Origin of the sequence: Pseudomonas sp. NPDC085632, assembly GCF_044541255.1 — a bacterium.
In the GTDB taxonomy this organism is placed as follows: domain Bacteria; phylum Pseudomonadota; class Gammaproteobacteria; order Pseudomonadales; family Pseudomonadaceae; genus Aquipseudomonas.
The window spans coordinates 60,687-86,497 of record NZ_JBITSX010000007.1 but is presented as its reverse complement, the minus strand read 5'-3'; the positions used below and the strand labels follow the sequence as shown (position 1 = coordinate 86,497).

The window sequence follows — 25,811 nt, the reverse complement described above, 5'->3', positions numbered from 1 at the left end:
CAGGGACCACGAGGGCTACCCCTTAAAATTTGCGTTACCTTATAACATCAAAAAACAAAATCCCAATCCTGATCGACAGTGATACTCGGAAAAACCGCAGCCGATCGTGCCGCGCCATTTGCCCAATAGCCTCAGGCTTCTATAGTGATCAGGTCTCCCTCGCCCTTGCGGCCTGCTGTCGAGCGTTGTCCATGGTCAACACCGAACACCTGATCATCTGCGAGCACTGCGATTGCGTTTACGAAAAAGTCGTGCTGGCCAAACATCAGAAAACCAACTGCATGCGTTGCGGCGGCGTACTGCAGCGCTTCAACGGTTTGACCGTCGAACAGCGCCTGGCACTGACGTTCACGGCGGCGGTGCTGTGGCTGTTTGCCAATTTCTACCCGGTGATGAGCATCAGCATGAAGGGTCTGAAAAACAGCGCCACGCTGTGGGATTCGGTGCTGGCGCTGAGTCAGGGGCCGATTACCTTCATCGCCATGGTGGCGGCCATCGCGATCATCATTGCCCCGGCGTTCCAACTGGTTTTGTTGACCTGGGTATTGAGCTTTGCCCTCGGCGGGCAACGTGCACCGGGCTTCAAGGTGTGCATGCGCTGGCTGGAAACCCTGCGCCCATGGAGCATGCTCGAAGTATGTTTGCTGGGCGCTATGGTGGCGGTGTTCAAACTCGCCGGGCTGCTCGATGTGTTGCCCGGCATCGGCCTGTTTGCATTGGCCGCGCTGAGCTTGATGATGATCCGCATTGCCGGCCGCGATATCCGCGACCTCTGGGACATTCTATGAAGCGACCACCGACCGCCAGCGAACTCAATCTGTGCCTGTGCCACAGCTGCGGGCTGGCTTGCGACATGACCGACGAGCCGCACGAATGCCCGCGCTGCGATGCGCCGCTGCACCGGCGCAAGACCAATTCGCTGACCCGCACCTGGGCTTACATGTTCGCCGCTCTGGCGTTTTACGTACCAGCCAATCTGCTGCCGGTGATGAATACGGTGATGCTCGGCAATGGCGCCGACAGCACGATCATGAGTGGCGTACTGGAGTTTTGGGAGGCTGGCGCGTGGGACATCGCGCTGATCATTTTCATCGCCAGCATCGCCGTGCCAGGGATCAAGTTCGTCGCCCTGACATTGCTGCTGACGACCGTGCAACGCGACAGCGCCTGGGCGCGCAAGGAGCGCTCGAAGCTGTACCGCTTCGTCGAGCTGATCGGCTATTGGTCGATGCTCGACGTGCTGGTGGTGGCGCTGGTCGCAGCATTGGTGAAGTTTCAGGCGCTGGGCGATATCGAACCACGACCGGGCATTCTGTTTTTCGGCCTGGTCGTGGTGTTCACCATGCTCGCGGCGATGAGTTTCGACCCGCGCCTGATCTGGGACAAGGACACGGACGAATCCCTCAGCGACGCTGAACCTCCAGCAGCACCTGCAGCGGATGACGCAGTGCCTGATCCGACTGGCGCTTGACCTGACTGCGGCAGGAATAACCGGTCGCCAGTGCTTCGCCCTTCTTCGCCGGCGCGTCTACTTGACGGGCCCACGACTGCTCGTAGATCACCGCCGAGGTTTGGCGATTGCGCGCCTCATGGCCGTAAGTGCCGGACATGCCGCAGCAGCCGGTGGCTTGTGTGGCCAGCTTCAATCCTGCGCGTTCGAACACCTGTTCCCACTGGCGAGTGGCGGCCGGGGCGTTGGTTTTTTCGGTGCAATGGGCGAGCAGGCGGAACGCTGCGGTTTTATCCTGCCGCGCCTGCTCCGGCATGACCTTGAGCAACCACTCCTGCACCAGCGCCACTTCCGGGCATTGCGCCATGCCCGGCACCTTCAGATATTCCTGGCGATACACCAGCGTCATCGCCGGATCGAGGCCCAGCAACGGCACGCCCACATCCGCCAACTCACGCAATTGCCGGGCATTGCGCAACGCTGCGCGGTTGAACGCCGAGAGGAAGCCTTGCACATGCAACGGCTTGCCGTTGGCGCTGAACGGTGCCAGATACACCTGATAGCCGAGGCGCGAAATCAGCTCGATCAGATCGGCCAACAGCGGCGCTTCGAAGTAACGCGTGAAGGCGTCCTGCACGATGACCACGCTGCGCTCACGTTGCGCCTCGGTCAGCGCCGACAACGTCGAAACCTTCGCCGGTTGCACCTGCCAACGGCGCATCGCCGCATGGAAATCAAAACGACTGAGCAACGGCACGTCGATCATGCCACCGACCCGTTCCAGCAGGTTGCGAACGAATGAAGCGCCCATCAAACCGTTGTACAGCGCCGGAATCCGCGCCATGTGCGGGATGCTGTACTCCAGCGAGGCGATCAGATAATCCCGCGCCGGACGCAGATAACGGCTGTGATACAGCTCGAGAAAGCGCGAACGAAACTCCGGCACATTGACCTTCACCGGGCACTGCCCCGCGCAGGATTTGCACGCCAGGCAACCGGCCATGGCGTCGTAGACTTCATGGGAAAAGTCTGCAGAAGCCGAACGACTGTTACGCCAGCGCTGCCACAACGAGCTGAAAAACGCCGGTTTACGCATCGCCTCGGACAACACATCGACGCCCGCCTCGCCCTGCAAACGCAGCCACTCGCGGATCAACGAAGCACGGCCCTTGGGCGATTGCGCCCGTTCGCGGGTGGCTTTCCACGACGGGCACATCGCGTCGTCGGGGTCGAAGTTGTAACAGGCGCCGTTGCCGTTGCAATGCATGGCCGCGCCGTAGCTCTGCCAGACTTTTTCGTCAATCTGCCGATCGAGTTCACCGCGCAAAGTGACTTCGTCGATTTTCAGCAGCGCCGCGCCGGTGTTGGCCGGTGTGGCGATCTTGCCCGGGTTGAACTGGTTGTACGGGTCGAACGCGGCCTTCAAGGCTTGTAGCGCCGGATACAACTCACCGAAAAACGCCGGGGCATATTCCGAGCGCAGGCCTTTGCCGTGTTCGCCCCACAGCAGGCCGCCATAGCGTTGAGTCAACGCGGCAACGCCATCGGACACCGGACGCACCAATGCCGCTTGCTGCGGATCTTTCATGTCGAGAATCGGCCGCACGTGCAGCACGCCGGCATCGACGTGACCAAACATGCCGTATTGCAAACCGTGGCTGTCGAGCAGCTCGCGCAACTCGGCGATGTACTCGGCCAGGTGCTTCGGTGGCACGGCAGTGTCTTCGACAAACGGCTGCGGTCGCGCTTCTCCGGCGACGTTGCCGAGCAGGCCCACCGCACGCTTGCGCATGCCGTAAACCTTGTTCACAGCGGCGTGACCGACCGCCAGCGTGTGGCCCAGACGCTCGACCGTGCGGTCGTTGCTCAAGTGCTCGACGAACGCCTCGACCCGGCGCTGCAAATCCTCCGGATCGTCGCCGCAAAACTCCACCAGATTGATGCCCAAGGTCGGCCGCTCGGCACTTTCCGGGAAATACTCGGCGACGCCGTGCCAGACAATGTCCTGCATCGCCAGCAGCAAGACTTTCGAGTCGACGGTTTCGATCGACAACGGTTTGAGCGCCATCAGGGCCCGTGCATCGCGCAGTGCGTCCATGAACCCGGCGTAGCGGATGTTCACCAACATCGTGTGCTTGGGAATCGGCAGTACATTCAGCCGCGCTTCGACCACAAAACCCAGCGATCCCTCGGCACCGCACAACACGCTGTTGAGGTTAAAGCGATTGTCCGCCTCACGCAGGTGCGCAAGGTCATAACCGGTCAGGCAGCGGTTGAGATCGGGAAAGCGTTGTTTGATCAGCTCGCCCTGCTCATCAATGATCTGCCGCGCACAGCGATGGACTGCGCCGACGCGATCTTCGCGGGCGCACAGGGCTTCAAGTTCACTCTCTTCCAGTGGCTGGCCGTGCAGGCGCTCACCGCCGCGCAAAATCATGTCGAGTTCGAGCACATGGTCGCGGGTCTTGCCGTAGGTGCAACTGCCCTGGCCACTGGCATCGGTGTTGATCATGCCGCCGACGGTGGCGCGGTTGGAGGTCGACAATTCCGGGGCGAAGAACAGCCCGGCGGACTTCAGCGCGGCGTTGAGCTGGTCCTTGACCACCCCGGCCTGCACCCGCACCCAGCGTTCCTCGACGTTGATTTCGAGGATGCGGTTCATGTGCCGCGACAGGTCGACGACGATGCCGTCCGTCAGCGACTGGCCGTTGGTGCCGGTGCCGCCACCGCGCGGCGTGATCACCACTTGCTGGTACGCGGGCTCGGCGATCAGTCGAGCGACCCGTGCCACGTCCTCGGCATCCAGCGGAAACACCGCCGCTTGCGGCAGGCGCTGATAAATCGAGTTGTCAGTCGCCAACACCACGCGACTGGCGTAATCGGCGCTGATCTCACCGCGAAAACCGCTGGCTTTCAGGGCTTGGAGGAACTGCTGGTAATCGCTGGTCAGGGCTTTTGCGGGGGACAGCTGGGCAATCATCGGTCAGGTTATCTCGGTCAAATCGGGCCGTGTGGCGGTGAACAGTTGTACGCAACGAATGATTGCGTCAGGCTCCGCCATCTCATGGTGCCCATGTTCATTGCTGGCGAACGCCGGGACAACCGTAAATTCGACCCGCTATTGATGACGTTTACGAATGAATCCGCGCACGCTCACTCCTTCCATGTCGTTATTGCTGGCTTTCGAGGCTGCCGCGCGTCACGAAAGCTACACCCGCGCCGCTCACGAACTGTCGCTGACGCAAAGTGCAGTCAGCCGTCAGGTGCAGATTCTCGAGAAAATGCTCGGCATGCGCTTGTTCAGCCGCGAAGGCCGGCAAGTGGTGCTCACCGATGTCGGGCGCATGTATCAGCGCGAACTCGCCGAAGCGCTTGGGCAGATTCGCAGTGCGACGCTGCAGGCCATGGCGTTCGGCTCGGGCATTCACAGCTTGCGCCTGGCGACGCTGCCGACCTTCGGTTCGAAATGGTTGCTGCCACGCCTCAAGGATTTCTACACCGCGCACCCGGGCATGACCGTACATTTGCATTCGCGGATCGAAGCAATCGACTTCGATACCAGCGAAATCGATGCAGCGATCTGTGTCGGTGGCGGTGACTGGCCGGGGCTGACCGCCCTGCCCCTGCACACGGAAGAACTGGTGGTGATCGCCAGTGCGCAGCTGTCCGCCGCCGAACGCGATAACGCCGAACAGCAAATCGCCGGGCAACTGCTGCTCAATGTCAGCAGCAATGCGCAGGCGTGGGCGGAATGGTTCAGCCATCACGGCTTGCCACACCGCAGCATGCGCATCGGGCCGAGTTTTGAAATGACCTCGCACTTGATTCAAGCGGTGCGGGCGAACATCGGTGTGGGGCTGGTGCCGAGGATTCTGGTCGAGGATGAGTTGCTGAATGGCGAGTTGCTGCAACTGGGCGAGCCGATTACCAGTCGACGCAGCTACTACCTGGTGTATCCGCCGCGTAATGAAAATTTGCCGTCGCTGAAAGCGTTTCGGGATTGGCTGATGCATACACTCTGAAGAATGAGTCGCCCCTTTTCGCGAGCAAGCTCGCTCCCACACGCTGGAATGCATTTCACCTGTGGGAGCGAGCTTGCTCGCGAAGAGGCCAGCATGGGCAACCTCAAAACCGTGGTTTGACTGCCTTCCAGTCCGGCTTATAGCGCTGCATCTGCCGCACATCATCACGCTGGCGAATCCCGCACGTCAGGTACTGATCATGCAGCTTGCCCAACTGGTCATGATCCAGTTCCAGCCCGAGCCCCGGCGCCCGGCTGATCTTCACACAGCCATCGACAATCGGCAGTTTGCCGCCCTTGATCACCTCTTCATCCGGCTCCTGCCACGGGTAATGCGTATCGCAGGCGTAATCCAGATTCGGCACCGCCGCCGCGACATGTGCCATGGCCATCAGGCTAATGCCCAAGTGTGAGTTGGAATGCATCGACACACCGAGCCCAAACACATCGCACATCTTCGCCAGCGTCTGCGTATCGCGCAGGCCGCCCCAGTAATGGTGGTCGGCGAGAACAATCTGCACGCTGTTTTGCGCGATGCTGCGGCGAAACTCGTCGAAATCGGTGACCACCATATTGGTCGCCAACGGCAGACCGGTGCGTTTGTGCAACTCGGCCATGCCGTCGAGGCCCGGGGTCGGGTCTTCGTAATACTGCAAATCATCGCCGAGCAATTCGGCCATGCGAATAGACGTTTCCAGCGACCAGTTGCCGTTCGGATCGATGCGCAACGGGTAACCGGGAAAGGCTTGTTTCAGCGCTTTGATGCATGCCACCTCATGCTCCGGCGGCAACGTGCCGGCCTTGAGTTTGATGCTTTTGAAACCGTAGGCCTCGATCATCCGCGCGGCCTGCGCAACGATCTGCTGCTCGCTGAGCGCCTCGCCCCAGTTGTCCGGTTTGTACGGCGAATCGACATGCTGCGCGTACTTGAAGAACAGGTAGGCGCTGAACGGTATCTCGTCGCGAATCGCACCACCGAGCAAATCCACCAGCGGCACGTTCAAGTAATGCGCCTGCAAATCGAGAAAGGCCACTTCGAACGCCGAGTAGGCATTGCTCACCGCTTTGCTGGCGTGGGAACCAGGCGCCAGTTCAGCGCCAGCGAGGCTGGCAGGTTTGTTCGCGGCAACGGTGGCCTGCACGATGGCGCGCAACTGGTTGAGGTTGAACGGGTCGAGGCCGATCAATTGCGCCTGCAACTGTTGCTGGATCGCCAGCGCCGGGGCATCGCCATAGCTTTCGCCGAGGCCGATATAGCCGTTGTCGCTTTCGATTTCGATGATCGAACGCAAGGCAAAGGGTTCGTGGATACCGCTGGCGTTGAGCAGCGGCGGATCACGGAAGGCAATCGGGGTCACAGTTACGCGGGTGATTTTCAAGATAACGCTCCTGATAGATCAACAATCAATTCAATGGCTCGCGGCCGGGCTGGCCGTCGCGACAACGGCGGTGTCGTCATGGGGCTTTGCCGGGGTTTTGCCTTTGGCTCCTGGCGCCGTGCGGGCGAAAAAGATCACCACCGCCGCGATCAGCGACGTCGCCGCCAGGCCATACAGACCGCCCTCGATGGAGCCAGTGGTTTCTTCAAGGAAGCCGAACGCCGTCGGCGCGACGAAGCCGCCGAGGTTGCCGATGGAATTGATCAGGGCGATCACCGCAGCGGCGATACGCGCATCCAGATAGCTTTGCGGAATCGGCCAGAACAGCGCCGACGCAGCCTTGAAGCCGATGGCGGCGAAACAGATGGCAACGAAGGCGAAGATCGGCCCGCCAGTGGTCGACATGAACATGCCGATGGCCGCGATCACCAGCGTCAGCGCCACCCACGCCTGCTGGAATTTCCACTTGCCGGCCATTGCCGCGAAGCCGTACATGGCAACAATCGAAATGATCCACGGAATCGAATTAAGCAGGCCCACCTGGAAGTCGCCGAGATTGCCCATCTTCTTGATCATGCTCGGCAGCCAGAACGTCGCGCCGTAAATGGTCAGGGCAATGGAGAAGTAGATGAAGCAGAACAGCGCAATCTGCCGATCCGCCAACAGCTTGAACATCGACGGCTTGGCCACTTGCACCGCCTCACGAGCGCGCTGCTCTTCGGCAATCGCCGCCACCAGCGCTTCGCGCTCCTCTTCGCTCAGCCACTTGGCCTGACGCGGATGCGATTGCAGCCAGAACCAGACAAACCCACAAAGCACCACCGACGCCGCGCCCTCGATCAGGAACATCCACTGCCAGCCATGCAGGCCCAGACCGCTGATGTGCAGCAGTGCACCGGACACCGGGCCGGAGATCACCGAGGCAATCGCCGAACCGCTAAGAAACACCGCCATGGTCTTGCCGCGCTCGGACGCCGGCAGCCACTGCGTGAAGTAGTAAATGATTCCCGGAAAGAACCCTGCCTCGGCCGCGCCGAGAATAAAGCGCAGCACATAGAAACTTGTTTCACCTCGGACGAACGCCATGGCCATGGCGGCCGCCCCCCAGGTGAACATGATCCGGGTCAGCCATACCCGCGCGCCGTAGCGCTGCAGAAGCATGTTGGACGGTACTTCGAACAGCGCGTAGCCAACGAAGAACAATCCAGCGCCGAGGCCGTAAGCCGCCGCGCCGATGCCCAGATCGGTTTCCATATGACTGCGTACGAAACCGATGTTCACCCGATCGATGTAGTTGACGATGAACATCACCACGAACAGCGGCAGCACGTGGCGCTTGACCTTGGCGGCGGCACGGGCGAGAACCGTGACGTCCAGCGGACTCTGGAGGGTTTTCAAGGGCGACTCCCGATCTTGTTTTTTTAGGGATGGCGTGAAGCGTTGGGCCGATCATGGACGGGGTCATTGATCCCGTCTAATCTAACTTGGCATTCGATTGATACCCGGATTAGATCAATGTTCGAACTGACCCAACTGCGCTGCTTCACCACTGTCGCCACCGAGCTCAACTTTCGCCGCGCCGCCGAGCGACTGAACATGACCCAGCCACCGTTGAGCCGGCAGATCCAGTTGCTGGAGCATCACCTCGGCGTCGAGCTGTTCACCCGCAGCACCCGTAGCGTCGCGCTGACCGCCGCTGGCCGTGCTTTTTTCATCGAAGCACAGAACCTGCTGGAACGCGCGCAACAAGCGGCAGTCACCGCCCGGCGGTTTGCCGAGGGCGACATTGGTTCGGTGAACATCAGTTTTGTCGGCAGCGCGGTGTATGAGTTTTTACCCAAGGTCATCGCCGAGGCGCGCCTGAAACAGCCGCAGGTGAAAATCGATCTGTCGGAAATGAACACTTACCAGCAGCACGAAGCCCTGCGCGCGCGCCGCATCGATCTGGGCATCGCCCGTGCGCCGTTACTCGAGCCTGGGTATGCCACTGAATGCCTGGTGCGCGAGCCGTTTGTACTGGCGGTGCCGAGCGCACATCCGTTAGCGACGGCGGCTGAAGTGGCGGTCAGTGATCTGGATAAGCAACCGTTCCTGATGTATTCCCACGCCGCGTATCCGCCTTTCAACGAACTGCTGACCGGCATGCTGCGCTCGGCAAGGGTCGCGCCGGATTATGTACAGTGGCTGGGTTCTTCTCTGACGATTCTGGCTCTGGTCAACGCCGGCATGGGTCTGGCGCTGGTACCGCGTTGCGCTACCAGTGTGGTGTTCAAGAATGTGGTGTTCCGCGATATCGATCTGGGCGAAGGGGTGCAGAGCGAGCTGCATCTGATCTGGCGGGAGAACAACGACAACCCGGCGTTTGCGATGTTGCTGGAAGCGATTCGCCGGGCGGTGGCTGAGGGGTGGGGCTGAGGATTTATCGTGCCTTCCGGCGTTTCAGGGGTGGCGGCGCACTCGGTCCTTTGATCAACGGTACTTCCAGCATTTTCCCGTCCGGCCCGACGAAAAGGCGCTCTAAATGTTTTGGTATGAGTTGAGGTGCTCTGGCAGTCGGCATACGGATCCCTCTGATGATGGGCTGAACTCAACCCATTTGACGTTCGCGGAATCTATCAACAAAAACTCCGCGCCATAAGATGCCGGTTGGCCATCATCGTTGAGCCAACGTGGATATTGCATCACGAACTGACCATTGGCTGATTCGCGTGGCCACTCGACCGGCCAGCCCAGGACGCGCCTTTCGTCATTCAAATGCAGTGTGATGAAGCGCTGATATTGCGCAAATGCGCAGAACCATTCACTTGGGTAGGAAGATTGTTTCGTTAAGTTTCTACGGCGTAACCCTGCATGCAGTTTGTCGCTGAGGGCCAGATAACAGGCGAAAATTCCGAGCATCAGAGAAAACGAAAAAGCCCAAGCGGTTTCGGCCCGAGCATCCCACTTCCCTACAGAAAATCCTTTCGAACCCACCCAAAGACACAGAGTGCCAATCCCCAACACCGCTCCCTGAATCACAAACGTAAAAATCAGCGCCTGCACAATCTGCCCGAACGTATCGGGTCGCTTGAACGCCGTCAGCGAATAAAAAATCCACGCTGACAAAAATCCGGGAATCAAGTACTGCAACAGCGGAATAACTTCTTTGACCAGATCATCCATGATCCGAGGCTCCTTGAAAGGTCATACCGGCCTGACTATCCACCAGCCCTCAAAAGCCTAGTGCACCCAACTGCAAATCCTCGCGCGCAACTGTCACCGTTCATTTCGTGCCATCACCCTTCGTGCGGACAAAAAAATCCCGCTCAAGGAGCGGGATTCATTGACGCTGCGAGGATTATGCAACCACTGGAATCAGCGGATCAGCCGCTGCCAACGCACTCACACGATCAGCGGCCGGCGGATAGATCCACTGGGTGTTGATCTGCGTTTTCAGGGTTTTGCCTTCCTGCTTGACCAGCTTCACCTGACGATCCCAGCCTTCGGTGTACACCGCGCCCCAGGCACCGAGGTCCAGACAGGTTACGTATTTCGGCTGGCTGTACGGCGTCGGGTCGATCCCGAGAATCTGCGCAGCGACGTTGTTGCCGGCGTGACGCCCCAGCGAAATCGCGTGCTGGCAGGTCATCAGTGCATAGTTGCCGATGTCGTCGGTGGCGGCGTAAGCGACATCACCGGTGGCGAAGATGTCGTCCTGACCGATGACTTTCAGGTGTGCGTCGACGTGCAGACGCCCTTGTTTATCGCGCTCGGCGGGGATCTGCTCGGTTAGCGAGCTGGCGCGGACACCGGTGGTCCAGACCACGGTTTTCGCGTCGATGTGCTGGCCATCCGAAAGCGTCACACCGCTGGCATCCACCGATTGCACAGACACGTCCAGGCGCCATTCAACGCCCAGTTCTTCGCTGGCTTCGAGGATCGACTTGCTGATTTCTTCGCCCATCGACGCGCCGATTTTCTGCCCGCGATCAACGATGATCACGTTGATGTCGGCCTGCTCGCCAAGAATCTCGCGCAGTCGCCCCGGCATTTCGGTGGCCGTTTCAATCCCGGTGAAACCACCGCCCGCCACCACAACTGTATTGCGCGCCTTGGTTTCAGGGAGATCTTTCAGTGCTTTCAGGTGGTTTTCGAGGCGAATGGCTGCTTCGATCTGGTCGACATCAAAGGCGTATTGCGCAACACCCGGCGTGGCCGACTGCGCCAGACCACTGCCGCTGGCCAGAACGAGTTTGTCGTAGTGAAAGAGGTGTTGCGCACCGGACGCATCGGTGTAGCCGACGGTTTTGGCCGCCACATCGATGGTGTCAGCCGCGCCTTTGATGAAGTGAACACCGACTGCTTCAAACAGCTCATGCAACGGGGCGGCCAGTTGATGCGCATTCGGCTCATAGAAGCGTGGACGTACGCGCAACTCGGCTTGCGGTGCGAGAACGCTGATTTCGACGTCGTTGCGACCCTGCTGGTCAACCAGACGCGTAGCGCTCAACGCCGACCACATGCCGCCAAAACCTGCGCCGATAATCAGAATCTGCTGCTTCATTGTGTTTCTCCAGAAAACGCCCAACGGTGGAAAGAGGTGAAATCGAGTTCGTCGTGAGTCAGCCCTCGCCAACCCAATACCGCCGACTTTATTGGTCGGATATAAATCTCACAAGTCAGATTATCCGATAGCTTTAATCGGATTTATCGATAGCTAATACGCGGCGCCACCCTCAACCGATCTTCATCTAATCAGAAAATCAGCCAGTTTCATGGCATATCAGCGCATTAGACCGATTGCCGAGTTCAGTTCAGGCTGTTAGCATTTACGACAAATACAGTCGGATTTATCTATGTCTCTTTACAGTGCAGGCGTCGAATACGGCATCCATTGCCTGGCGTTTCTCGTTACTAACAGCGGCGATACTCGCGAGGCCAGCGTGCGTGACCTCGCCGAACTTCAAGGCGTACCGCTGGAGTACCTGGCGAAGATCTTCACCAAACTGGCCAAGGGCAAACTGGTGGTGGCGTCCGAAGGGGTGCGCGGCGGATTCAGCCTGGCGCGGCCGGCCGATGAAATCACCCTGCTCGACATCGTCAAGGCCATCGACGGGCGCAAGAATATTTTCGAGTGCCGCGACATTCGCGGGCGTTGCGCCCTGTTTGAAGGTAACGCGCCGGAGTGGGCCGTCGACGGCACGTGCTCGATTCACGCCGCCATGATGACTGCGCAACAACGCATGGAAGAAGCGCTGGCCCAACAGACGATTCTCGACATCGCCAGAAAGGTCGGGCGCAAAGCACCGAAAGAGTTCGGTCAGCAAGTGGAGGACTGGATTCAGGACCGGCGGGAGAAAAAGGGCAACGTCGGCAGCATTCCCCTGACCGACATTTCAGACTGAAAGGCTGGCCTGATAACAGTCGAAAAAAAAGCAGAAGCCGTTGATCCGGCTTCTGCTTTTTTTGTCTCTGCAGGCGCCGCTACAGGCAGTCACGCACCGATTGGCGCAACGAACCGGACTTCGCCCACGGCGGCCCCTGATACAACGAGACCCGGCTGCCATCCTTGTATTTGACGATGTCGAGAACCTCGTCTGCCGTGATGATGCTCGGCGCGGTGATGCGGTAGCCGTTGGAAATCGACGTCTGCGAAGTTTTCGCGACATCCCGCTGCCACAACGGCAATACACACGCGGCATAGTCCTTGGGCGTTTTGACGCTGGTCTTGCTGACATTCGGCTCACCCGGCACCAACGACGCCGGCAACGAACAACCTGTCAATACGGCCAACGCCACCCCCCCGATCCATATCCGCATAGTGTTTTCCTGATCTGAAAAAAGTGAATGTAGCGCGTAACCGGGTGTACATCCATCGTGGCACCGCGCCCTCGGCGCAATCTGCACAACTTTTCACAACCGCCCGGCTTACTGATGAACAGGCTTTCCCCATCAGCGAAAAATGCGACTACTCTTTTCTACCGAGAATGTTCTGGAGGTGATCATGCGGCTCAATGAATATGAACACGAACTTCAACGCGACCTGCAAAGCGTTGCATCGGACTTGAGATGGTCGGCAGTCGACCTGAAACGTATCGCGGACCAACTGCGCAAATCCGGCAACGAGGCCGACGCGCAAACCGTACTGAGATCCTGCGAGGTGCTGCAAAGCGATGAAGAACGGCTGCAACTCTACGCCAGGGAAGTGAAAGCCCGCGCCATCAGCCGAACCAAGGTCCACTGAGACCCACCCGCCCGGCCCCAAACAAAAGCCCCGACACATGCCGGGGCTTTTTCGTTACTGCCAGCCAGTCAGTGGGTTTTGTGACTTTGCGCGCGCGTCGAGCGTTTTTTGTAGCCGGGCAGTGCGACGGCATAAGCCAGCGCCTCCTCCCGGCTGCCAAACGACGCCAGCCGATCGCCCTGGGTGCAAACCCACCATGGGCCATTGTTCACGCTAAGCACGTCATAGCCGTTCATGTGCATCTTGTTCAACATCGGCATGCTCATGGACACCTCCATTTTTTGCTAACGGTCAGATCCAGCTTCACGCTTTTACCTTACACCTCGATCCGCATGAAATGCCGACCGAGTGTCGCAAGGCTTCAACGGTCATGGAACTGGCACTTTTCGCTGTAATCAACGCTCAACATTTCAATGAACCCTTGCCGCGAGCCTCGGCTCAAATATTGCAGTTTTATTTCTATTTTGTGACAGGCAGTAAACAGGTAACAGATGAAAGTACGTGCAACCGTCATATGCGAGCAGGATCGCCACATTCTCCTGGTGCGCAAACCCCACTGTCGCTGGACATTGCCCGGCGGCAAGGTCGAGCCCGGAGAAACCCGCTCGCAGGCCGCCGTACGCGAATTGCAGGAAGAAACCAGCCTGAACGCCGACGACGTGTTGTACCTGATGGAACTGCAGAACGGCAGCACGCGGCATCATGTCTACGAAGCGTCCGTGCAGGACTTTGAGCAAGTGCGTCCACAAAACGAGATCACCGAATGCATCTGGCATCCGCTGGATGCAGTGGGCAATCTGAAGACCAGCGAAGCGACGCTGCGCATCGTTCGAGCGTTTCAACGACGTTTATGAGGGGTTAGCCCGCGAACGCTCGGCGGCCGGCGCTCATTTCGGTGCGTAATTCGCCGATGAAGTTGGAAATGTCACGGATCGTGACGAGGTGTTCCGGGGAAACGCCATTCAACAACAACTCGACGCGCCCGCTGTCCGGCTCATATACCTTGATTTGCAATAGCCCCTGCGTGCTTGGAATGCAATCGCACTTGAACGCAGGAAAGCCGGATTCGACAATCCGGCAAATATCGGTAATGGCAAGCATGGCTGAACGCCTCGCAGGCGGTGGGTCGGTCGACTCGTTGAGCATAGATGAGCAATGTGTGTCCCGCTCGACACAAAAATGCCAACCAGGTCACAACTTTCAGGCACGCCGTCAATGCGCGTCATGGTCCCAGATCCAGTTCCACATCCCCGGCAAATTCACCGACTCCGAACTGTTCTCCACGGTACGCGCCAGCGCAGCTTTCTCAAGTTCAGCGTGATTATCATAAAAAGGCTCGTCCGCCAGTTTCACACCTGTGGCAGCGGCACTGTCCAGCAGAATCTGCAGGTATTCGCGGGTGTGCCGCGCGGTATAGCGGTTGAGATCATGAAACGTCACCACGACCGGGATGACCCCGTCCACGGTTGGCAACTCGCCAAGGGCGATTCGCTCACGGACTTCCGATAACTGTCGCAGCATGTTTGCCCGACGGCGCGGGCTGGCATTGAAGCCCCAGATCTTGCCGTCGTTGGCGCTTAAATCCGTCAGCAATACGTGCAAACCGTGCTGCTGATAGGCGGCGAAGGTGCGTTTGTCGTAGTTCCAGAACGGCGGGCGCAGCAAGGTCGGCGGCGCCCCGGTGATGGCTGCGATGTCAGCCGTGCCGTTGGTCAGTGACTCTTCGAGTTCTTGCGGGTCGAGCGAGCGATGATTGGTGTGCCAGTGGGTGGCCGTGTGAAACGCGAGTATGTGCCCCTCTTCATGCTCGCGACGCATGATGGCGCGGCCAATGTCACTGTTGCCTGCTCGTGGCGCGCGCGTCTGCACGAAGAACACCGCTTTGATATTGGGCATCAGCGGATTGTCCTTGAGACTGTCGAGTACCGTGGCCGACGGATTCCAGAAACCCGAAGCGCTGGGACCGTCGTCGAACGTCAACAGAAAGCGCACCGGCGCTTGCGACTTCAGGCGCGTTTCGGTTTGCGCGGTCATTTCTATCGGGGTGGCGATACAACCGGCCAGTCCGAGAGCAATCAGCGCGGCACAAAGAAGTTTGAATCCGGATGTCATGTTTTGCCTTGAGCACGGCGACTGCCGTCATGTGGTCGATTGGCAAAACTCCCTCGCCCCTATCCATCCCTGCGCTCCGATCCGCGAGCGGAGGTTGGATAAGGTACACAGGGTTTGGTTCCGGCGCTCGTTCAGTGCGTCAATGCCTGTTGAAAAGACGTGTCGATAATTCCAGCGGTGGCCAACGGAGCCGGCAGCGCTTTCACTTTGAACAAGAAGTCGGCAGTGCTTTGCAGGTCCGCAGCGGCTTGCTGGTCCACCGGTCCGACCGTCATGTGCGCCTGACGCAACCAGTGACGCGACACCTGCTGATCGAGATTGGCTTTCTTTGCCCATAGATCGGCGTATTCATCCGTATGACTATCAACCCATGCCCGAGCCTGTTTCAAACGACCGAGAAAATCGGCAATGGCCGCACGTTTGCTGTCGATGGACGGCGTGGACGCAGCGATTGCACTGAGCCCCGGCATCAGGTTCTTTGCGGTCAGGATCGGCCGCGCGCCGGAGAATACGATCTGCTGGGAAATGTACGGCTCCCACACCGGGAAAGCGTCAATGCTGCCCTGTGGCAAGGCTGCGGCGGCATCGATCGGCATCAACTTGACGAAGTCAACGTAGTTTTCCGGCAGTCCGCCCTGCTCCAGAGCGCGCAAGGTCAACTGCTGACTCCAGGCACCGGGCCAGTAGGCGACTTTTTTGCCCTTCAGATCGGCGATGGTTTTTACCGGCGAATCCTTTGGCACCAACAGCGCGATGGTGTCCGGGTTTTGCCGCGAAACGCCGATCAACTTTACCGGCGCCTGCTTGGCGGCCAAAAACAAAAAGCCGGAATCACCGAGGAAGCCCAGATCCAGCGAACCGGTCTGCAGGGCTTCCGCCAAGGGCGCTGCGGCCTGGAAGTGTTTCCAGTCGACGGTATACGGTGCGTCTTTCAACACACCGGACGCCTCCACCGAGGCACGAATGTTGTAGTAGTTCTGATCGCCGACATGCAGGACCAATGGCTCGGCTGCGTAAGAAAGTGGCGTGGTGAATAGTGCAGTGATTAACGCACTGCGTAGGAAACGTGAAAGCTTCATGGCGAGTCCTGCAAAGGTAATTGCATAGACCATAACGCTGTTGATTCATGGATTTTAAATTCGATAAATGCATAAGCTCATCACAGTTGATACCTGCTGTTCGCTTGGCAACAGTGGCGAATCACACTGTTGTCCACGCAACAGCTGAAAACGGCTACCAAGCCTTGAAAGCCTTATGAAACGGCGCTTTCAAGTACATGGCACAGAGCCTGCAATATTCCATTCATGCAGGAAGCATTCGATAAAAATATCTTTTTGGACATAAGAAACCTGTGCCTTTGCCGGAGCGCCCCATGACATCTTTCTTTCCTCGACTTAAAACCCTGCTGGCTGCCAGCGCAGTGGCACTGAGCCTGCAACCGCTCGCCCACGCGGCTGAAACCGCGCCGGCAGTGGTGCATCTCGACTACGCCTATTACTCGCCAGTCAGCCTGGTGCTCAAGCACTTCGGCTACCTCGAAAAAGCCTTGCCGCAAACCAAAGTCAGCTGGGTACTGAGCCAGGGCAGCAACCGCTCGCTGGAATACCTGAACAGTGGCGGCGTGGATTTCGCTTCCAGCGCCAGCCTCGCCGCTGTGCTGAGTCGCGCCAACGGCAGCCCGATCAAATCGGTCTATGTCTACAGCCGTGCCGAATGGACAGCATTGGTGGTGCGCAAGGATTCGCCATATCAGACCGTCGCCGACCTCAAGGGCAAAAAAATCGCCGCCACCAAAGGCACCGACCCTTACCTGTTCACCCTGCGTAGCCTGCAACAGGCCGGCCTGAAAAAAGACGATGTTGAACTGGTTCATCTGCAACATCCAGATGGCCGCACCGCGCTGGAAAAGGGCGATGTCGACGCCTGGGCCGGACTCGATCCGCATATGGCCGCCAGTCAGGTGCAGGCCGGTTCGCGCCTGCTCTATCGCAACCCGGCGTTCAACAGCTACGGCGTAGTCAGCGTCACCGAGCAGTACGCCAAAGAACATCCGCAGACCATCGACACCGTCATCAAAGCTTACGAACAGGCCCGCGACTGGGCCTTGAAAAACCCCGATGAATTCGCCGCCCTGCTCGCCAAGGAGTCCGGCTTGCCGCTCGACGTGGCCAAGCTGCAACTGTCACGCACCGACCTGAGCAGCCCGCAACTCACTCACCAGGACATCAGCGCCTCCAAGACAGCGGCGCCGATTCTGGTCTCCGAGGAACTGGTGCGCCGTGGGGTGAATGTCGATCAAGTCATCGATCAATTGCTCGACAGCGGCGTGCAGCAAGCCGTCGCCCACCAGTAACCGATCAGTCTCACGACAAATCCGCGCCCGCCGCGGATTTGTCGTGAGCGGAGCCAAAACCATGACCGCTCAGAGCAAAGACCTGCCCACGCCACTCACCGTGTCCCGTCGGCGCGCAACGGGTTTGAATCCGACGTGGCAGCGCCGCTGCAAAGGCCTGGCCCTGCCCCTGCTGATCATCGTTGCACTGGAAATTATCGTACGCATCGGTTGGCTGCCGTCCTACCAGATGCCGGCGCCTAGCGAAATCGCGCTGACCCTCACCGACCTCGCCGAAGGCGCACTGTGGAAACACATCGGCGCCAGCCTGATTCGCGTGTTGCTGGGTTTTGCCATTGGCGCCAGTCTCGCGCTGGTGTTTGCTGCATGGGTCGGTTTGAGCCGCGAAGCCGAAGCCTATCTGGAGCCGACTTTTGCAGCGCTGCGTTCCATTCCGAGCCTGGCCTGGGTGCCGCTGCTGCTGTTGTGGCTGGGCATCGACGAGACGTCGAAAATTGTCTTGATCGCTATCGGCGCGTTCTTTCCGGTGTACGTCAACGTGGTCGCGGCCATTCGCAACATTGATCGCAAACTGGTGGAAGTCGGCCGCATCTATGGCTTCAGCCGCTTGCAACTGGTGCGACGAATATTGCTTCCGGCCGCCCTGCCCGGCCTGTTCACCGGGTTGCGCAGCGGCATGAGCCTGGCGTGGATGTTTCTCGTGGCAGCGGAGTTGATCGCGGCCACCAAGGGCCTGGGCTATCTGCTCAGTGACGGTCGGGAAACCTCACGGCCGGACATCGTACTGGCCGCGATCATCGTGCTCGCCTTGCTCGGCAAAATCAGCGACGGCTTGCTGGCCATGCTCGAACGCCGCTGGCTGAGCTGGCGTGACACGTTCACCGGCCAGGACGCCAGCGACTAAGCTGAACTCTCCAACCGGAGATTCAGCCCATGTGCGGAAGACTCTCGCAGTACCGTGGCATCCATGACTTCGTCGCGGTGCTGAGCATTCCCGACGCGTTGATCAATCACGTCGACGATGCGCCGCTTGATCGCTACAACGCGGCGCCGACCACCGCGCTGGCCGTCCTTCATCAACAAGGGCAACAGCTGCATGCCAACAATCTGCGCTGGGGTTGGCGCCCGCACTGGGCCAGGGATCGCCCCGCCCCCATCAATGCCCGGGTCGAGAAAGTCGCCCATGGCCCGTTCTTCCGGGCGATCTGGCGCCATCGTTTGATTGTGCCGGTCGATAACTGGTTTGAATGGGTCGACGCAGAGGACAAAACCCGCCAACCGTGGCTGATCCGTCGCGCGGATCACGGGCCAGTTTTCTGCGCGGCCATCGGACAATTTCCGACAGCCGAAACAGCGGCGCGGGATGACGACGGTTTCGTCATCATCACCGCCGATGCCGTCGGCGGCCTGCTCGATATCCACGATCGCCGACCGGTGGTGTTCCGCGCAGAAAGGGTGCGCGAGTGGCTGGATCCGGCGACGGCGGTTGAGCGCGCCGAGCAAATGTTGCTGTTCGAAGGTGAAGGCAGTGAGGTGTTCGAATGGCACAAAGTCGGCAAAGCCGTCGGCAACGTACGCAATCAAGGTGCGGAGTTGATTGAACCTGTCGCTTAAATTTTTCTCGATGCGGTGCGTTTTTATGGAAACGGCCAACGTCTTGATTCTTCAGCGTTACGGCGGGTGTTTCAATCTCGATACAGTAGCGATAAAACACACGTTCGAATGAACTAACCGCCTGTCTGACATTTCAACCGTCATACATACATTTAGATGCACTACGGCTAGCATGCGCGCCGCCTTTCCGATTGGTATACCAGTTGACCAAAGAGTCAACAAATCAGGAATCCCCCACAACTTCTACAAGCCTTGCAGAGAAATAAGTTGCGCGACGATTTTGCAATCAAACAGGTCAGCGGCCTGGAGTGTATTTATCTGTCGATGACAGAACGCTTTGAACTCGACTGTTTTATCGGCCACTACATCAAGACTCGAAACCTGCGTACCGTTCCCGATATCGAACGCACCCTGCGCACCACTCTCGAAGCGTATCCCGGCCACCCACCGGTGATGGTCAACGAGCTGAACGCGTGGATCGACCGAACATTGGGATACCGGGCCTCACACCCCGATTTCACGCAGTTGGACGATCTCTGAACCACAAAAAAGCCCCGCACATGCGGGGCTTTTTCGTAGCAATCACTCAAAATTTGCGGTCAGGGTCTGAAAGTTCTCTGCTGTCATCGTGCTTCCAGGTTTGTTCCTTATGCTTCTCCCGCTCTATCTCCTCTTCGGTCGGCTCATCCGTCTCTTGCTCATCCGTCTGCGGATGCTTCTGCTCAGTCGCCATGCGCACCTCCCGTTATCAGTAAACCTCCCTCTCTGAAGCGTAGAACAGACAACTTACAACCACCAGCGCAGCAAAAAGAAGAACGCCATGCTCAACAGCATGCTGAGCAAAGTACTGCGCGTGTAGATCACGAGTGCGATCGCCACCAGCGAACTGAGCAAATACGGATTATCCCACTGCAGATTCAGCTGTTTGTCGGGCATGAAGACAATCGGCCCACAGATAGCGGTCAACATCCCCGGTACCGCAAACCCGAGAAACTGTCGCGCATTACTGCTCAGACGCACCGGTAAACGCGGTTCGAGAAACACGTAGCGATTGAGAAACACCAGTATCCCCATGCCGAAAATCACCGCCCAAACCATCATGTACGCTCCCGATACAGCTTGTTGCAGATAAACCCGGCAGTCATTCCGGCCAGCCCCGACAACACCAGGGCCGAGCCCCATTGCCAGTAACTGAACAGCACCGAACAAAACAGTGACACCGCCACGCAAACCACCGTCGGCACGTTGCGTACCACCGGTGTAATCAGGGCGATGAAGGTGGCAGCAATCGAGAAGTCCAGCCCCAGGTGTTCAAGCCCCGGAATGCTGCTCCCGAGGACAATACCGGCCAGGGTGAACAGATTCCACGCGATGTAGAACGTCAGGCCGACGCCGAGCGCATACCAGCGATTGAATTGTTGACGATCATGCTGACTGGTCAGCGCAAACAACTCATCTGTGAGCAAAAAACCCAGACCTATGCGCCAGCGCCCCGGCAACGGCGAAATGACCGAACGCATACTCATGCCGTACAGCAAGTGCTGCGACGTCAGCAGCAGCGTGGTCAGCAGAATCGAGAAAATCCCCGCCCCGCCCTTGAGCATACCGATCGCCACCAGTTGCGCAGCACCGGCAAACACGATGCTCGACAAGCCTTGGCCCTGCAGCGGCGTAAGGTTGGCTTCGATCGCCATTGAGCCGGCCAACAGCCCCCACGGCGCGGTGGCCAGAGACAACGGCATGATCGCCGCAGCGCCGCGAAGGAACGCACTGCGCGGCATAAGTGAATCAGACATAAACGTTCTTCAACCAGGAAAACGGTCCGAGACTGTGCCACTCCTCTCGCCTTTCTGGCTTGAACAATCTTGCGCACTTGTGGGAAATCGGCAGGATGCGCGCGCAATTCGCTGATTTTCGCACTGACCTTTGATCCCCTGACCGGCGTAACATAGCGCCATTCACAATCGCGTCAGGGAGACGACATGCTGTACCGAATCGCAGCCGACGGGCTGGTGGTGTTTCATTTGTGCTTCATTCTGTTCGTGCTGTTTGGCGGGCTGCTGGTACTCAAATGGCCACGGGTGATGTGGCTGCATTTGCCGGCCGCCGCCTGGGGCGTGGCGGTCGAGGTGTTGCACCTGACCTGCCCGCTGACCTACTGGGAAAACCTCATGCGCCACGCCGCCGGACAGACTGAATACGCCGGCGGTTTTATCGAGCATTACATCTGGCCGATCATCTATCCGGCCGGGCTGACCCCGCAGATTCAACTGGCGCTCGGCAGCGTGGTGCTGGCGGTCAACCTGCTGGTGTATGGCCGTTTGATCCGTTCATGGAAGCTGCGGCGAGCACTGTAATCAGCGCGAAGTCGGCTTCAAGGCTTCGAGCCAGGCCGGATCCAGGCACGTTTGCTCGGTATCAAGCCCCAGCGCCTGCATCCGTTCCTTATGTGCCTCGACTTCCCGCCACAGCTGCCCATGATCGCTGGAATTACCGTCCAGTTCGTGCATTTGCGTCAACCCCAAATGGTAGAAACGCAGAACCTTCATCGCCACCGGATCGTTCCGCTCCACCGCCGCCGTCACCTGATGCATCACATTGGTGATGCTCATCAGGTTGCGCTTGAGTCGCCAGCTGTACATGGCTGGCGCCATCCAGCTCTGATTCCAGAAGCGCCCGCGCAACAGCGCCGCCGTCAGCAGAAAGGCCACAAACACCCCGCCGACATTGAAGCGCAGGTTATCGCCACCCGGTTCACCGAACAGCGCCACCGCTACGCTGGAAAACAACATCGCCAAGACAAGAAATAAAACGGCGATGATGATCGTGCTGCGCCGCGTCTGCTGGCGAAAGGTAGCGGCGTCCATCGGCTGAATCTCGAACATCACAAATGACTTCCTTGAGCGACAAAAGGGGTAACTGAAAAAACCGGCCGGCGCATTATCGCCTCTACCGCGGATTTAGCTATGCTGGGGCTCCTTTTCATCTTTTCAGCGTCCAACGGGGACATGGCGGTACAGCGCAGATCGTGCCATCTTCATTCATGGATACACACTATTCGGATGCCATTCGCCTGGTTTTGGGATGACATCGTTTTAAGGATCATTGCATGACCCAACGACACGTAATCAATGCCTCGGTCAGCCCGAAAGGCAGCCTGGAAACCCTTTCTCAACGTGAAGTCCAGCAACTGAGCGAAGCCGGATCCGGCAGCACCTACACCCTCTTCCGCCAGTGCGCCCTGGCCATCCTCAATACCGGCGCCCATGTCGATAACGCCAAGACCATCCTCGAAGCCTACAAAGACTTCGAAATCCGCATTCACCAACAGGACCGCGGCGTCCGCCTGGAGCTGCTGAACGCGCCGGCCGATGCCTTCGTCGACGGCGAGATGATCGCCAGCACCCGCGAAATGCTCTTCAGCGCCCTGCGCGACATTGTCTACACCGAAAACGAACTCGACAGCCAACGCATCGACCTGAGCACCTCGCAAGGCATCAGTGACTACGTTTTCCACCTGCTGCGCAACGCGCGCACTTTGCGTCCGGGCGTCGAGCCGAAGATCGTCGTGTGCTGGGGCGGCCACTCGATCAACACCGAAGAATACAAATACACCAAGAAAGTCGGCCATGAACTGGGCCTGCGCAGCCTCGACATCTGCACCGGCTGCGGCCCCGGCGTGATGAAAGGCCCGATGAAGGGCGCGACCATCGCCCACGCCAAACAGCGTATCCACGGCGGTCGTTATCTCGGTCTGACCGAGCCAGGCATCATCGCCGCTGAAGCGCCAAACCCGATCGTCAACGAGTTGGTGATCCTGCCGGACATCGAAAAACGCCTGGAAGCGTTCGTGCGTGTCGGCCACGGCATCATCATCTTCCCGGGCGGTGCCGGGACGGCGGAAGAGTTCCTTTACCTGCTCGGCATCCTCATGCACCCGGACAACGCCGGCCTGCCGTTCCCGGTAATCCTTACCGGGCCGAAACATGCCGCGCCGTATCTGGAGCAGCTCGACGCGTTTGTCACCGCGACCCTCGGCGAAGCGGCCAAACAACACTACGAAATCATTATCGACGACCCGGCCGAAGTCGCGCGGCAGATGACCCAAGGCCTGAAAGCGGTGAAGCAGTTCCGCCGCGAGCGCAACGATGCGTTCCACTTCAACTGGCTGCTGAAAATCGACGAAGGCTTCCAGCGCCCGTTCGACCCGACCCACGAAAACATGGCCAACCTCAAACTGCATCGCGACCAGCCACCGCATGAACTGGCGGCGAATCTGCGTCGGGCGTTCTCAGGAATCGTTGCCGGCAACGTCAAGGACAAGGGCATTCGCCTGATCGAAGAACACGGGCCGTACCAGATCCGTGGTGACGCAGCGATCATGCAACCGCTCGATGCGCTGCTCAAAGCTTTCGTCGCCCAGCACCGGATGAAACTGCCGGGTGGCGCGGCGTATGTGCCGTGTTATCGAGTGGTGGCATAACCAATCCCGGGCCACACACAAAACCTGTGGGAGCTGGCTTGCCAGCGATAGCGACAGATCAGAAACACTTATGTTCTCTGACACACCGCCATCGCTAGCAGGCTAGCTCCCACAGTGGTTTTTGGGTGCACACACATTTTGCATTCACTCCGATCAAATGTGGGAGCGAGCTTGCTCGCGAAGAGGCCAGAAAGAACAACCTCAACCCACCAATCGCGCCGCTAGCGCCTTCGCCTGCAACGCGACATCCGTCACCGCTGTACTCTCCCACCACATCCCGCGCAACGGTGGGCCCATGGCAAACAATCGGCTAGCCGCACGCCCCTCGGCATCCAGCACCGCACCGTCCACGGCCGCCGCAACCCCCAGTGCCAATGGCCCTGGTTGCACCAAACCCCGCGCCAGCACCTGCTGCGGCAACGGTCGCGCCACCCGGCGCCAGTCGTATTCGATGCCACTGGAGTTGATCAGTGCAGCGCCCTGCACCACACAAGTTTCAGACTCACCGCGATGTCGAATGCGAATGCTGACGCCACCCTCCACATTGGGCTCAAGCCCTTTGAACGACGCCGCCTGAATCCGCAATCGCCCTTCGCTGTACAACCGCTCAACCAGCTTCGCGCTCAACGGCGGCGAACGGTGATGATGACTCTCCCACCATGGCCGCACATGCCGTACGAATTGTCGCCGCTGCCCGTCAGTCGCCTGACTCCACAACCGAGCGATGTGCACCCGAACCGTGTCCAGTGGCGCCTGCCAATCGATGCCTTGTGCCATGGCTGCCTGGCATTGCCGACGCAATTCGCGCAATAACTGGCGCGGCGAACGCAGGCTGTGATCGTTGCCAAGAAAGTCCACCCAAATCGGCGGTTGCCGGCGCACATGGGGCAACAGGCCATGCCGCGAAAACACTTCAATCGGCCCGCGATGCCCGGCTTGCTCCAGCGACACCACGGCATCGACCATGGTCAGGCCGGAGCCGATGATCAGCACCGTCGATTGCGGATCGAGTTGGCGCATGGCCGCGACATCCCAAGGATCGAGCGCGGCGGCGTTGAGGCCGCTGGAGGCTTTCTGTGGGGTTCGCGCGGCAGGGAACATTCCAGTCGCCAGGACCGCGTAGCCACCGCGCAATGATTGGCCATCGCTCAGCGTCAGTTGCACCGAGTCGGTGTCAACTTGCAGATCGACGACCTCCGCACGAACGTGCTCAACACTTGAGCCATTCTGCGCCCCGACTCTGCGGGCTTCGGCCAGACGCTGCTGCACATAAACGCCGAACAATCCACGCGGTGGAAACAGTTCGCTGACCGGCACATTCTGCTCGGCCGATTCAGGCCAGCCACCGCCGGCAATGTGCTCGGTAAGCCATTGCGTCAGATCATCAGGATTATCCGGATCGACGCTCATTCGTGCGGCGTTGCCGTTGAGCGTATGACCCAACTCGACCGCGCTGTAGGCCTCGCCCCGCCCGAGTTCGGCGCGCGGCTCGATAAGCAGAATCGTGCGCTGGCCAGGCAGTCGCAACAATTGCACCGCCAGCATCGTGCCGCTGAGGCCGCCGCCGATAATCAGGATGTCTGCGCTCTGACTCATTCAAATCACCACATTGCGAACAAACCGCGCCGGCACGTCCCCGTCATTGCGATAGGAATGCGGTTGGTTACTGGCAAACATAAAGAACTCACCGGTGCCGATGTGCTGCGGCTGATCGCCTAGCATCAGGGTCAGGCAGCCCTCAAAGACGAAAATCTGTTCACTCCAGCCTTCGGCATCCGCTTGCGACGGATAAACCTCGCCGGGTTGCAGGCACCATTCCCACTGCTCGACCTCGCGAGTCGCCGTGGCTTTGGAGAGCAGCACCGCTTTGCTGCCCGGGTGGGTTCCTGCCCAGGCCACCTCGTTGATGCGGCTTGGATCACGCGCATCCGGCGCCTGAATCAGATCGCTGAACGCCACATCAAGTGCTTCGGCCACGCGATCAAGGGTGGTCAGGCTGACATTCTTCTCACCTGCCTCGATCGCCACCAACATGCGTCGGCTGACGCCGGACTTTTCTGCCAGCGCGCTCTGACTCAAGTCGGCGGCATGCCGCAGGCGCCTGACGTTCTGGCTGACGTGTTGTAAAACGGAAGCCCGCTGCGTTGAATCTTTGTGCACTATATTGCTCACTCGG

29 protein-coding genes are annotated in these 25,811 nt (G+C 59.1%); 13 read left to right on the top strand and 16 right to left on the bottom strand.

The window, feature by feature from the left end:
- Positions 1-191: 191 nt before the first annotated feature.
- The gene (locus tag ACIF4X_RS08335; RefSeq protein WP_397481733.1) at positions 192-788 is read left to right on the top strand and encodes a paraquat-inducible protein A; all 597 of its coding nucleotides are present in this window, start codon (positions 192-194) and stop codon (positions 786-788) included.
- Positions 785-1,471: a paraquat-inducible protein A gene (locus ACIF4X_RS08330; RefSeq protein ID WP_397481732.1), complete on the top strand. Its 687-nt coding sequence runs from the start codon at positions 785-787 to the stop codon at positions 1,469-1,471. The genes ACIF4X_RS08335 and ACIF4X_RS08330 overlap by 4 nt, the downstream gene beginning before the upstream one ends.
- Here the strand turns inward: ACIF4X_RS08330 and ACIF4X_RS08325 are convergent.
- Complete coding sequence (locus ACIF4X_RS08325) at positions 1,404-4,430, bottom strand: FAD-binding and (Fe-S)-binding domain-containing protein (RefSeq protein WP_397481731.1); 3,027 nt, start codon at positions 4,428-4,430, stop codon at positions 1,404-1,406. The genes ACIF4X_RS08330 and ACIF4X_RS08325 overlap by 68 nt on opposite strands.
- Positions 4,431-4,587: 157 nt before the next feature.
- Between ACIF4X_RS08325 and ACIF4X_RS08320 the strand changes: the two genes are divergently transcribed.
- Positions 4,588-5,472, top strand: a complete 885-nt coding sequence (locus ACIF4X_RS08320) for a LysR substrate-binding domain-containing protein (RefSeq protein WP_397481730.1) — start codon at positions 4,588-4,590, stop codon at positions 5,470-5,472.
- A gap of 103 nt (positions 5,473-5,575) precedes the next feature.
- Here the strand turns inward: ACIF4X_RS08320 and ACIF4X_RS08315 are convergent, their stop codons facing one another.
- Positions 5,576-6,850, bottom strand: a complete 1,275-nt coding sequence (locus ACIF4X_RS08315) for a glucarate dehydratase family protein (RefSeq protein WP_397481729.1) — start codon at positions 6,848-6,850, stop codon at positions 5,576-5,578.
- 30 nt (positions 6,851-6,880) lie between these two features.
- On the bottom strand, positions 6,881-8,248 hold the full coding sequence (locus ACIF4X_RS08310; protein ID WP_397481728.1) for an MFS transporter: 1,368 nt from the start codon (positions 8,246-8,248) through the stop codon (positions 6,881-6,883).
- A 117-nt stretch (positions 8,249-8,365) separates the two neighbouring features.
- On the opposite strand from ACIF4X_RS08310, the gene ACIF4X_RS08305 reads away from it, so the two are divergent.
- Entirely contained in the window at positions 8,366-9,265 is a 900-nt protein-coding gene (locus ACIF4X_RS08305) for a LysR substrate-binding domain-containing protein (RefSeq protein WP_150652518.1), read from the top strand.
- Positions 9,266-9,367: 102 nt separating this feature from the next.
- Here ACIF4X_RS08305 and ACIF4X_RS08300 read toward each other — a convergent pair whose 3' ends face one another.
- Together ACIF4X_RS08300 and ACIF4X_RS08295 are read right to left on the bottom strand one after the other, a co-directional pair.
- The gene (locus ACIF4X_RS08300) at positions 9,368-10,012 is read right to left on the bottom strand and encodes a DUF6338 family protein (RefSeq protein ID WP_397481727.1); all 645 of its coding nucleotides are present in this window, start codon (positions 10,010-10,012) and stop codon (positions 9,368-9,370) included.
- Between the two features lie 175 nt (positions 10,013-10,187).
- Positions 10,188-11,393: an NAD(P)/FAD-dependent oxidoreductase gene (locus ACIF4X_RS08295; protein ID WP_397481726.1), complete on the bottom strand. Its 1,206-nt coding sequence runs from the start codon at positions 11,391-11,393 to the stop codon at positions 10,188-10,190.
- A 292-nt stretch (positions 11,394-11,685) separates the two neighbouring features.
- Between ACIF4X_RS08295 and ACIF4X_RS08290 the strand changes: the two genes are divergently transcribed.
- Positions 11,686-12,234 (top strand): RrF2 family transcriptional regulator, encoded by a 549-nt coding sequence (locus ACIF4X_RS08290; RefSeq protein ID WP_397481725.1) that lies wholly within the window; start codon positions 11,686-11,688, stop codon positions 12,232-12,234.
- Between the two features lie 79 nt (positions 12,235-12,313).
- On the opposite strand, the gene ACIF4X_RS08285 is transcribed toward ACIF4X_RS08290, so the two are convergent.
- Complete coding sequence (locus tag ACIF4X_RS08285; RefSeq protein ID WP_397481724.1) at positions 12,314-12,649, bottom strand: hypothetical protein; 336 nt, start codon at positions 12,647-12,649, stop codon at positions 12,314-12,316.
- Between the two features lie 184 nt (positions 12,650-12,833).
- On the opposite strand from ACIF4X_RS08285, the gene ACIF4X_RS08280 reads away from it, so the two are divergent.
- On the top strand, positions 12,834-13,073 hold the full coding sequence (locus ACIF4X_RS08280; RefSeq protein WP_397481723.1) for a hypothetical protein: 240 nt from the start codon (positions 12,834-12,836) through the stop codon (positions 13,071-13,073).
- Between the two features lie 68 nt (positions 13,074-13,141).
- Here the strand turns inward: ACIF4X_RS08280 and ACIF4X_RS08275 are convergent, their stop codons facing one another.
- On the bottom strand, positions 13,142-13,339 hold the full coding sequence (locus tag ACIF4X_RS08275; protein WP_397481722.1) for a DUF2188 domain-containing protein: 198 nt from the start codon (positions 13,337-13,339) through the stop codon (positions 13,142-13,144).
- A gap of 225 nt (positions 13,340-13,564) precedes the next feature.
- Between ACIF4X_RS08275 and ACIF4X_RS08270 the strand changes: the two genes are divergently transcribed.
- On the top strand, positions 13,565-13,927 hold the full coding sequence (locus ACIF4X_RS08270; RefSeq protein WP_397481721.1) for an NUDIX hydrolase: 363 nt from the start codon (positions 13,565-13,567) through the stop codon (positions 13,925-13,927).
- 4 nt (positions 13,928-13,931) lie between these two features.
- On the opposite strand, the gene ACIF4X_RS08265 is transcribed toward ACIF4X_RS08270, so the two are convergent.
- The 3 genes from ACIF4X_RS08265 to ACIF4X_RS08255 form a co-directional block, all read right to left on the bottom strand.
- Positions 13,932-14,174: a DUF1652 domain-containing protein gene (locus ACIF4X_RS08265; protein WP_397481720.1), complete on the bottom strand. Its 243-nt coding sequence runs from the start codon at positions 14,172-14,174 to the stop codon at positions 13,932-13,934.
- Positions 14,175-14,285: 111 nt separating this feature from the next.
- Positions 14,286-15,185 carry a polysaccharide deacetylase family protein gene (locus ACIF4X_RS08260; RefSeq protein WP_397481719.1) on the bottom strand — a complete coding sequence of 300 codons (900 nt, stop codon included), beginning with the start codon at positions 15,183-15,185 and terminating at the stop codon, positions 14,286-14,288.
- Between the two features lie 131 nt (positions 15,186-15,316).
- The gene (locus tag ACIF4X_RS08255) at positions 15,317-16,264 is read right to left on the bottom strand and encodes an ABC transporter substrate-binding protein (RefSeq protein ID WP_397481718.1); all 948 of its coding nucleotides are present in this window, start codon (positions 16,262-16,264) and stop codon (positions 15,317-15,319) included.
- 293 nt (positions 16,265-16,557) lie between these two features.
- Here ACIF4X_RS08255 and ACIF4X_RS08250 point away from each other — a divergent pair, with 293 nt between their 5' ends.
- The 4 genes from ACIF4X_RS08250 (at position 16,558) to ACIF4X_RS08235 (ending at position 19,692) form a co-directional block, all read left to right on the top strand.
- Positions 16,558-17,538: an aliphatic sulfonate ABC transporter substrate-binding protein gene (locus ACIF4X_RS08250; RefSeq protein ID WP_397481717.1), complete on the top strand. Its 981-nt coding sequence runs from the start codon at positions 16,558-16,560 to the stop codon at positions 17,536-17,538.
- Between the two features lie 61 nt (positions 17,539-17,599).
- A complete protein-coding gene (locus ACIF4X_RS08245; RefSeq protein WP_397481716.1) occupies positions 17,600-18,442 on the top strand; it encodes an ABC transporter permease in 843 nt (280 codons plus the stop codon).
- A 29-nt stretch (positions 18,443-18,471) separates the two neighbouring features.
- A complete protein-coding gene (locus tag ACIF4X_RS08240) occupies positions 18,472-19,152 on the top strand; it encodes an SOS response-associated peptidase (protein ID WP_397481715.1) in 681 nt (226 codons plus the stop codon).
- Between the two features lie 267 nt (positions 19,153-19,419).
- Positions 19,420-19,692 carry a hypothetical protein gene (locus ACIF4X_RS08235; protein ID WP_277761731.1) on the top strand — a complete coding sequence of 91 codons (273 nt, stop codon included), beginning with the start codon at positions 19,420-19,422 and terminating at the stop codon, positions 19,690-19,692.
- Positions 19,693-19,738: 46 nt separating this feature from the next.
- On the opposite strand, the gene ACIF4X_RS08230 is transcribed toward ACIF4X_RS08235, so the two are convergent.
- The 3 genes from ACIF4X_RS08230 to ACIF4X_RS08220 are packed head-to-tail and all read right to left on the bottom strand — an operon-like array spanning position 19,739 to position 20,948.
- On the bottom strand, positions 19,739-19,885 hold the full coding sequence (locus ACIF4X_RS08230) for a hypothetical protein (protein ID WP_397481714.1): 147 nt from the start codon (positions 19,883-19,885) through the stop codon (positions 19,739-19,741).
- 53 nt (positions 19,886-19,938) lie between these two features.
- Complete coding sequence (locus ACIF4X_RS08225) at positions 19,939-20,250, bottom strand: AzlD domain-containing protein (protein WP_174244501.1); 312 nt, start codon at positions 20,248-20,250, stop codon at positions 19,939-19,941.
- Positions 20,250-20,948, bottom strand: a complete 699-nt coding sequence (locus ACIF4X_RS08220; protein WP_016983007.1) for an AzlC family ABC transporter permease — start codon at positions 20,946-20,948, stop codon at positions 20,250-20,252. The genes ACIF4X_RS08225 and ACIF4X_RS08220 overlap by 1 nt, the downstream gene beginning before the upstream one ends.
- 186 nt (positions 20,949-21,134) lie before the next feature.
- Between ACIF4X_RS08220 and ACIF4X_RS08215 the strand changes: the two genes are divergently transcribed.
- Positions 21,135-21,509, top strand: coding sequence for a DUF2784 domain-containing protein (locus tag ACIF4X_RS08215; protein ID WP_397481713.1), 375 nt, complete (start codon positions 21,135-21,137; stop codon positions 21,507-21,509).
- On the opposite strand, the gene ACIF4X_RS08210 is transcribed toward ACIF4X_RS08215, so the two are convergent.
- Complete coding sequence (locus ACIF4X_RS08210; protein ID WP_397481712.1) at positions 21,510-22,037, bottom strand: DUF3087 domain-containing protein; 528 nt, start codon at positions 22,035-22,037, stop codon at positions 21,510-21,512.
- Positions 22,038-22,261: 224 nt separating this feature from the next.
- Here ACIF4X_RS08210 and ppnN point away from each other — a divergent pair, with 224 nt between their 5' ends.
- Complete coding sequence (gene ppnN / locus ACIF4X_RS08205; protein ID WP_047598267.1) at positions 22,262-23,635, top strand: nucleotide 5'-monophosphate nucleosidase PpnN; 1,374 nt, start codon at positions 22,262-22,264, stop codon at positions 23,633-23,635.
- 201 nt (positions 23,636-23,836) lie between these two features.
- Here ppnN and ACIF4X_RS08200 read toward each other — a convergent pair whose 3' ends face one another.
- A complete protein-coding gene (locus ACIF4X_RS08200) occupies positions 23,837-25,231 on the bottom strand; it encodes an FAD/NAD(P)-binding protein (protein ID WP_397481711.1) in 1,395 nt (464 codons plus the stop codon).
- Positions 25,232-25,795 carry a helix-turn-helix domain-containing protein gene (locus ACIF4X_RS08195; protein ID WP_397481710.1) on the bottom strand — a complete coding sequence of 188 codons (564 nt, stop codon included), beginning with the start codon at positions 25,793-25,795 and terminating at the stop codon, positions 25,232-25,234.
- Positions 25,796-25,811: the final 16 nt, after the last annotated feature.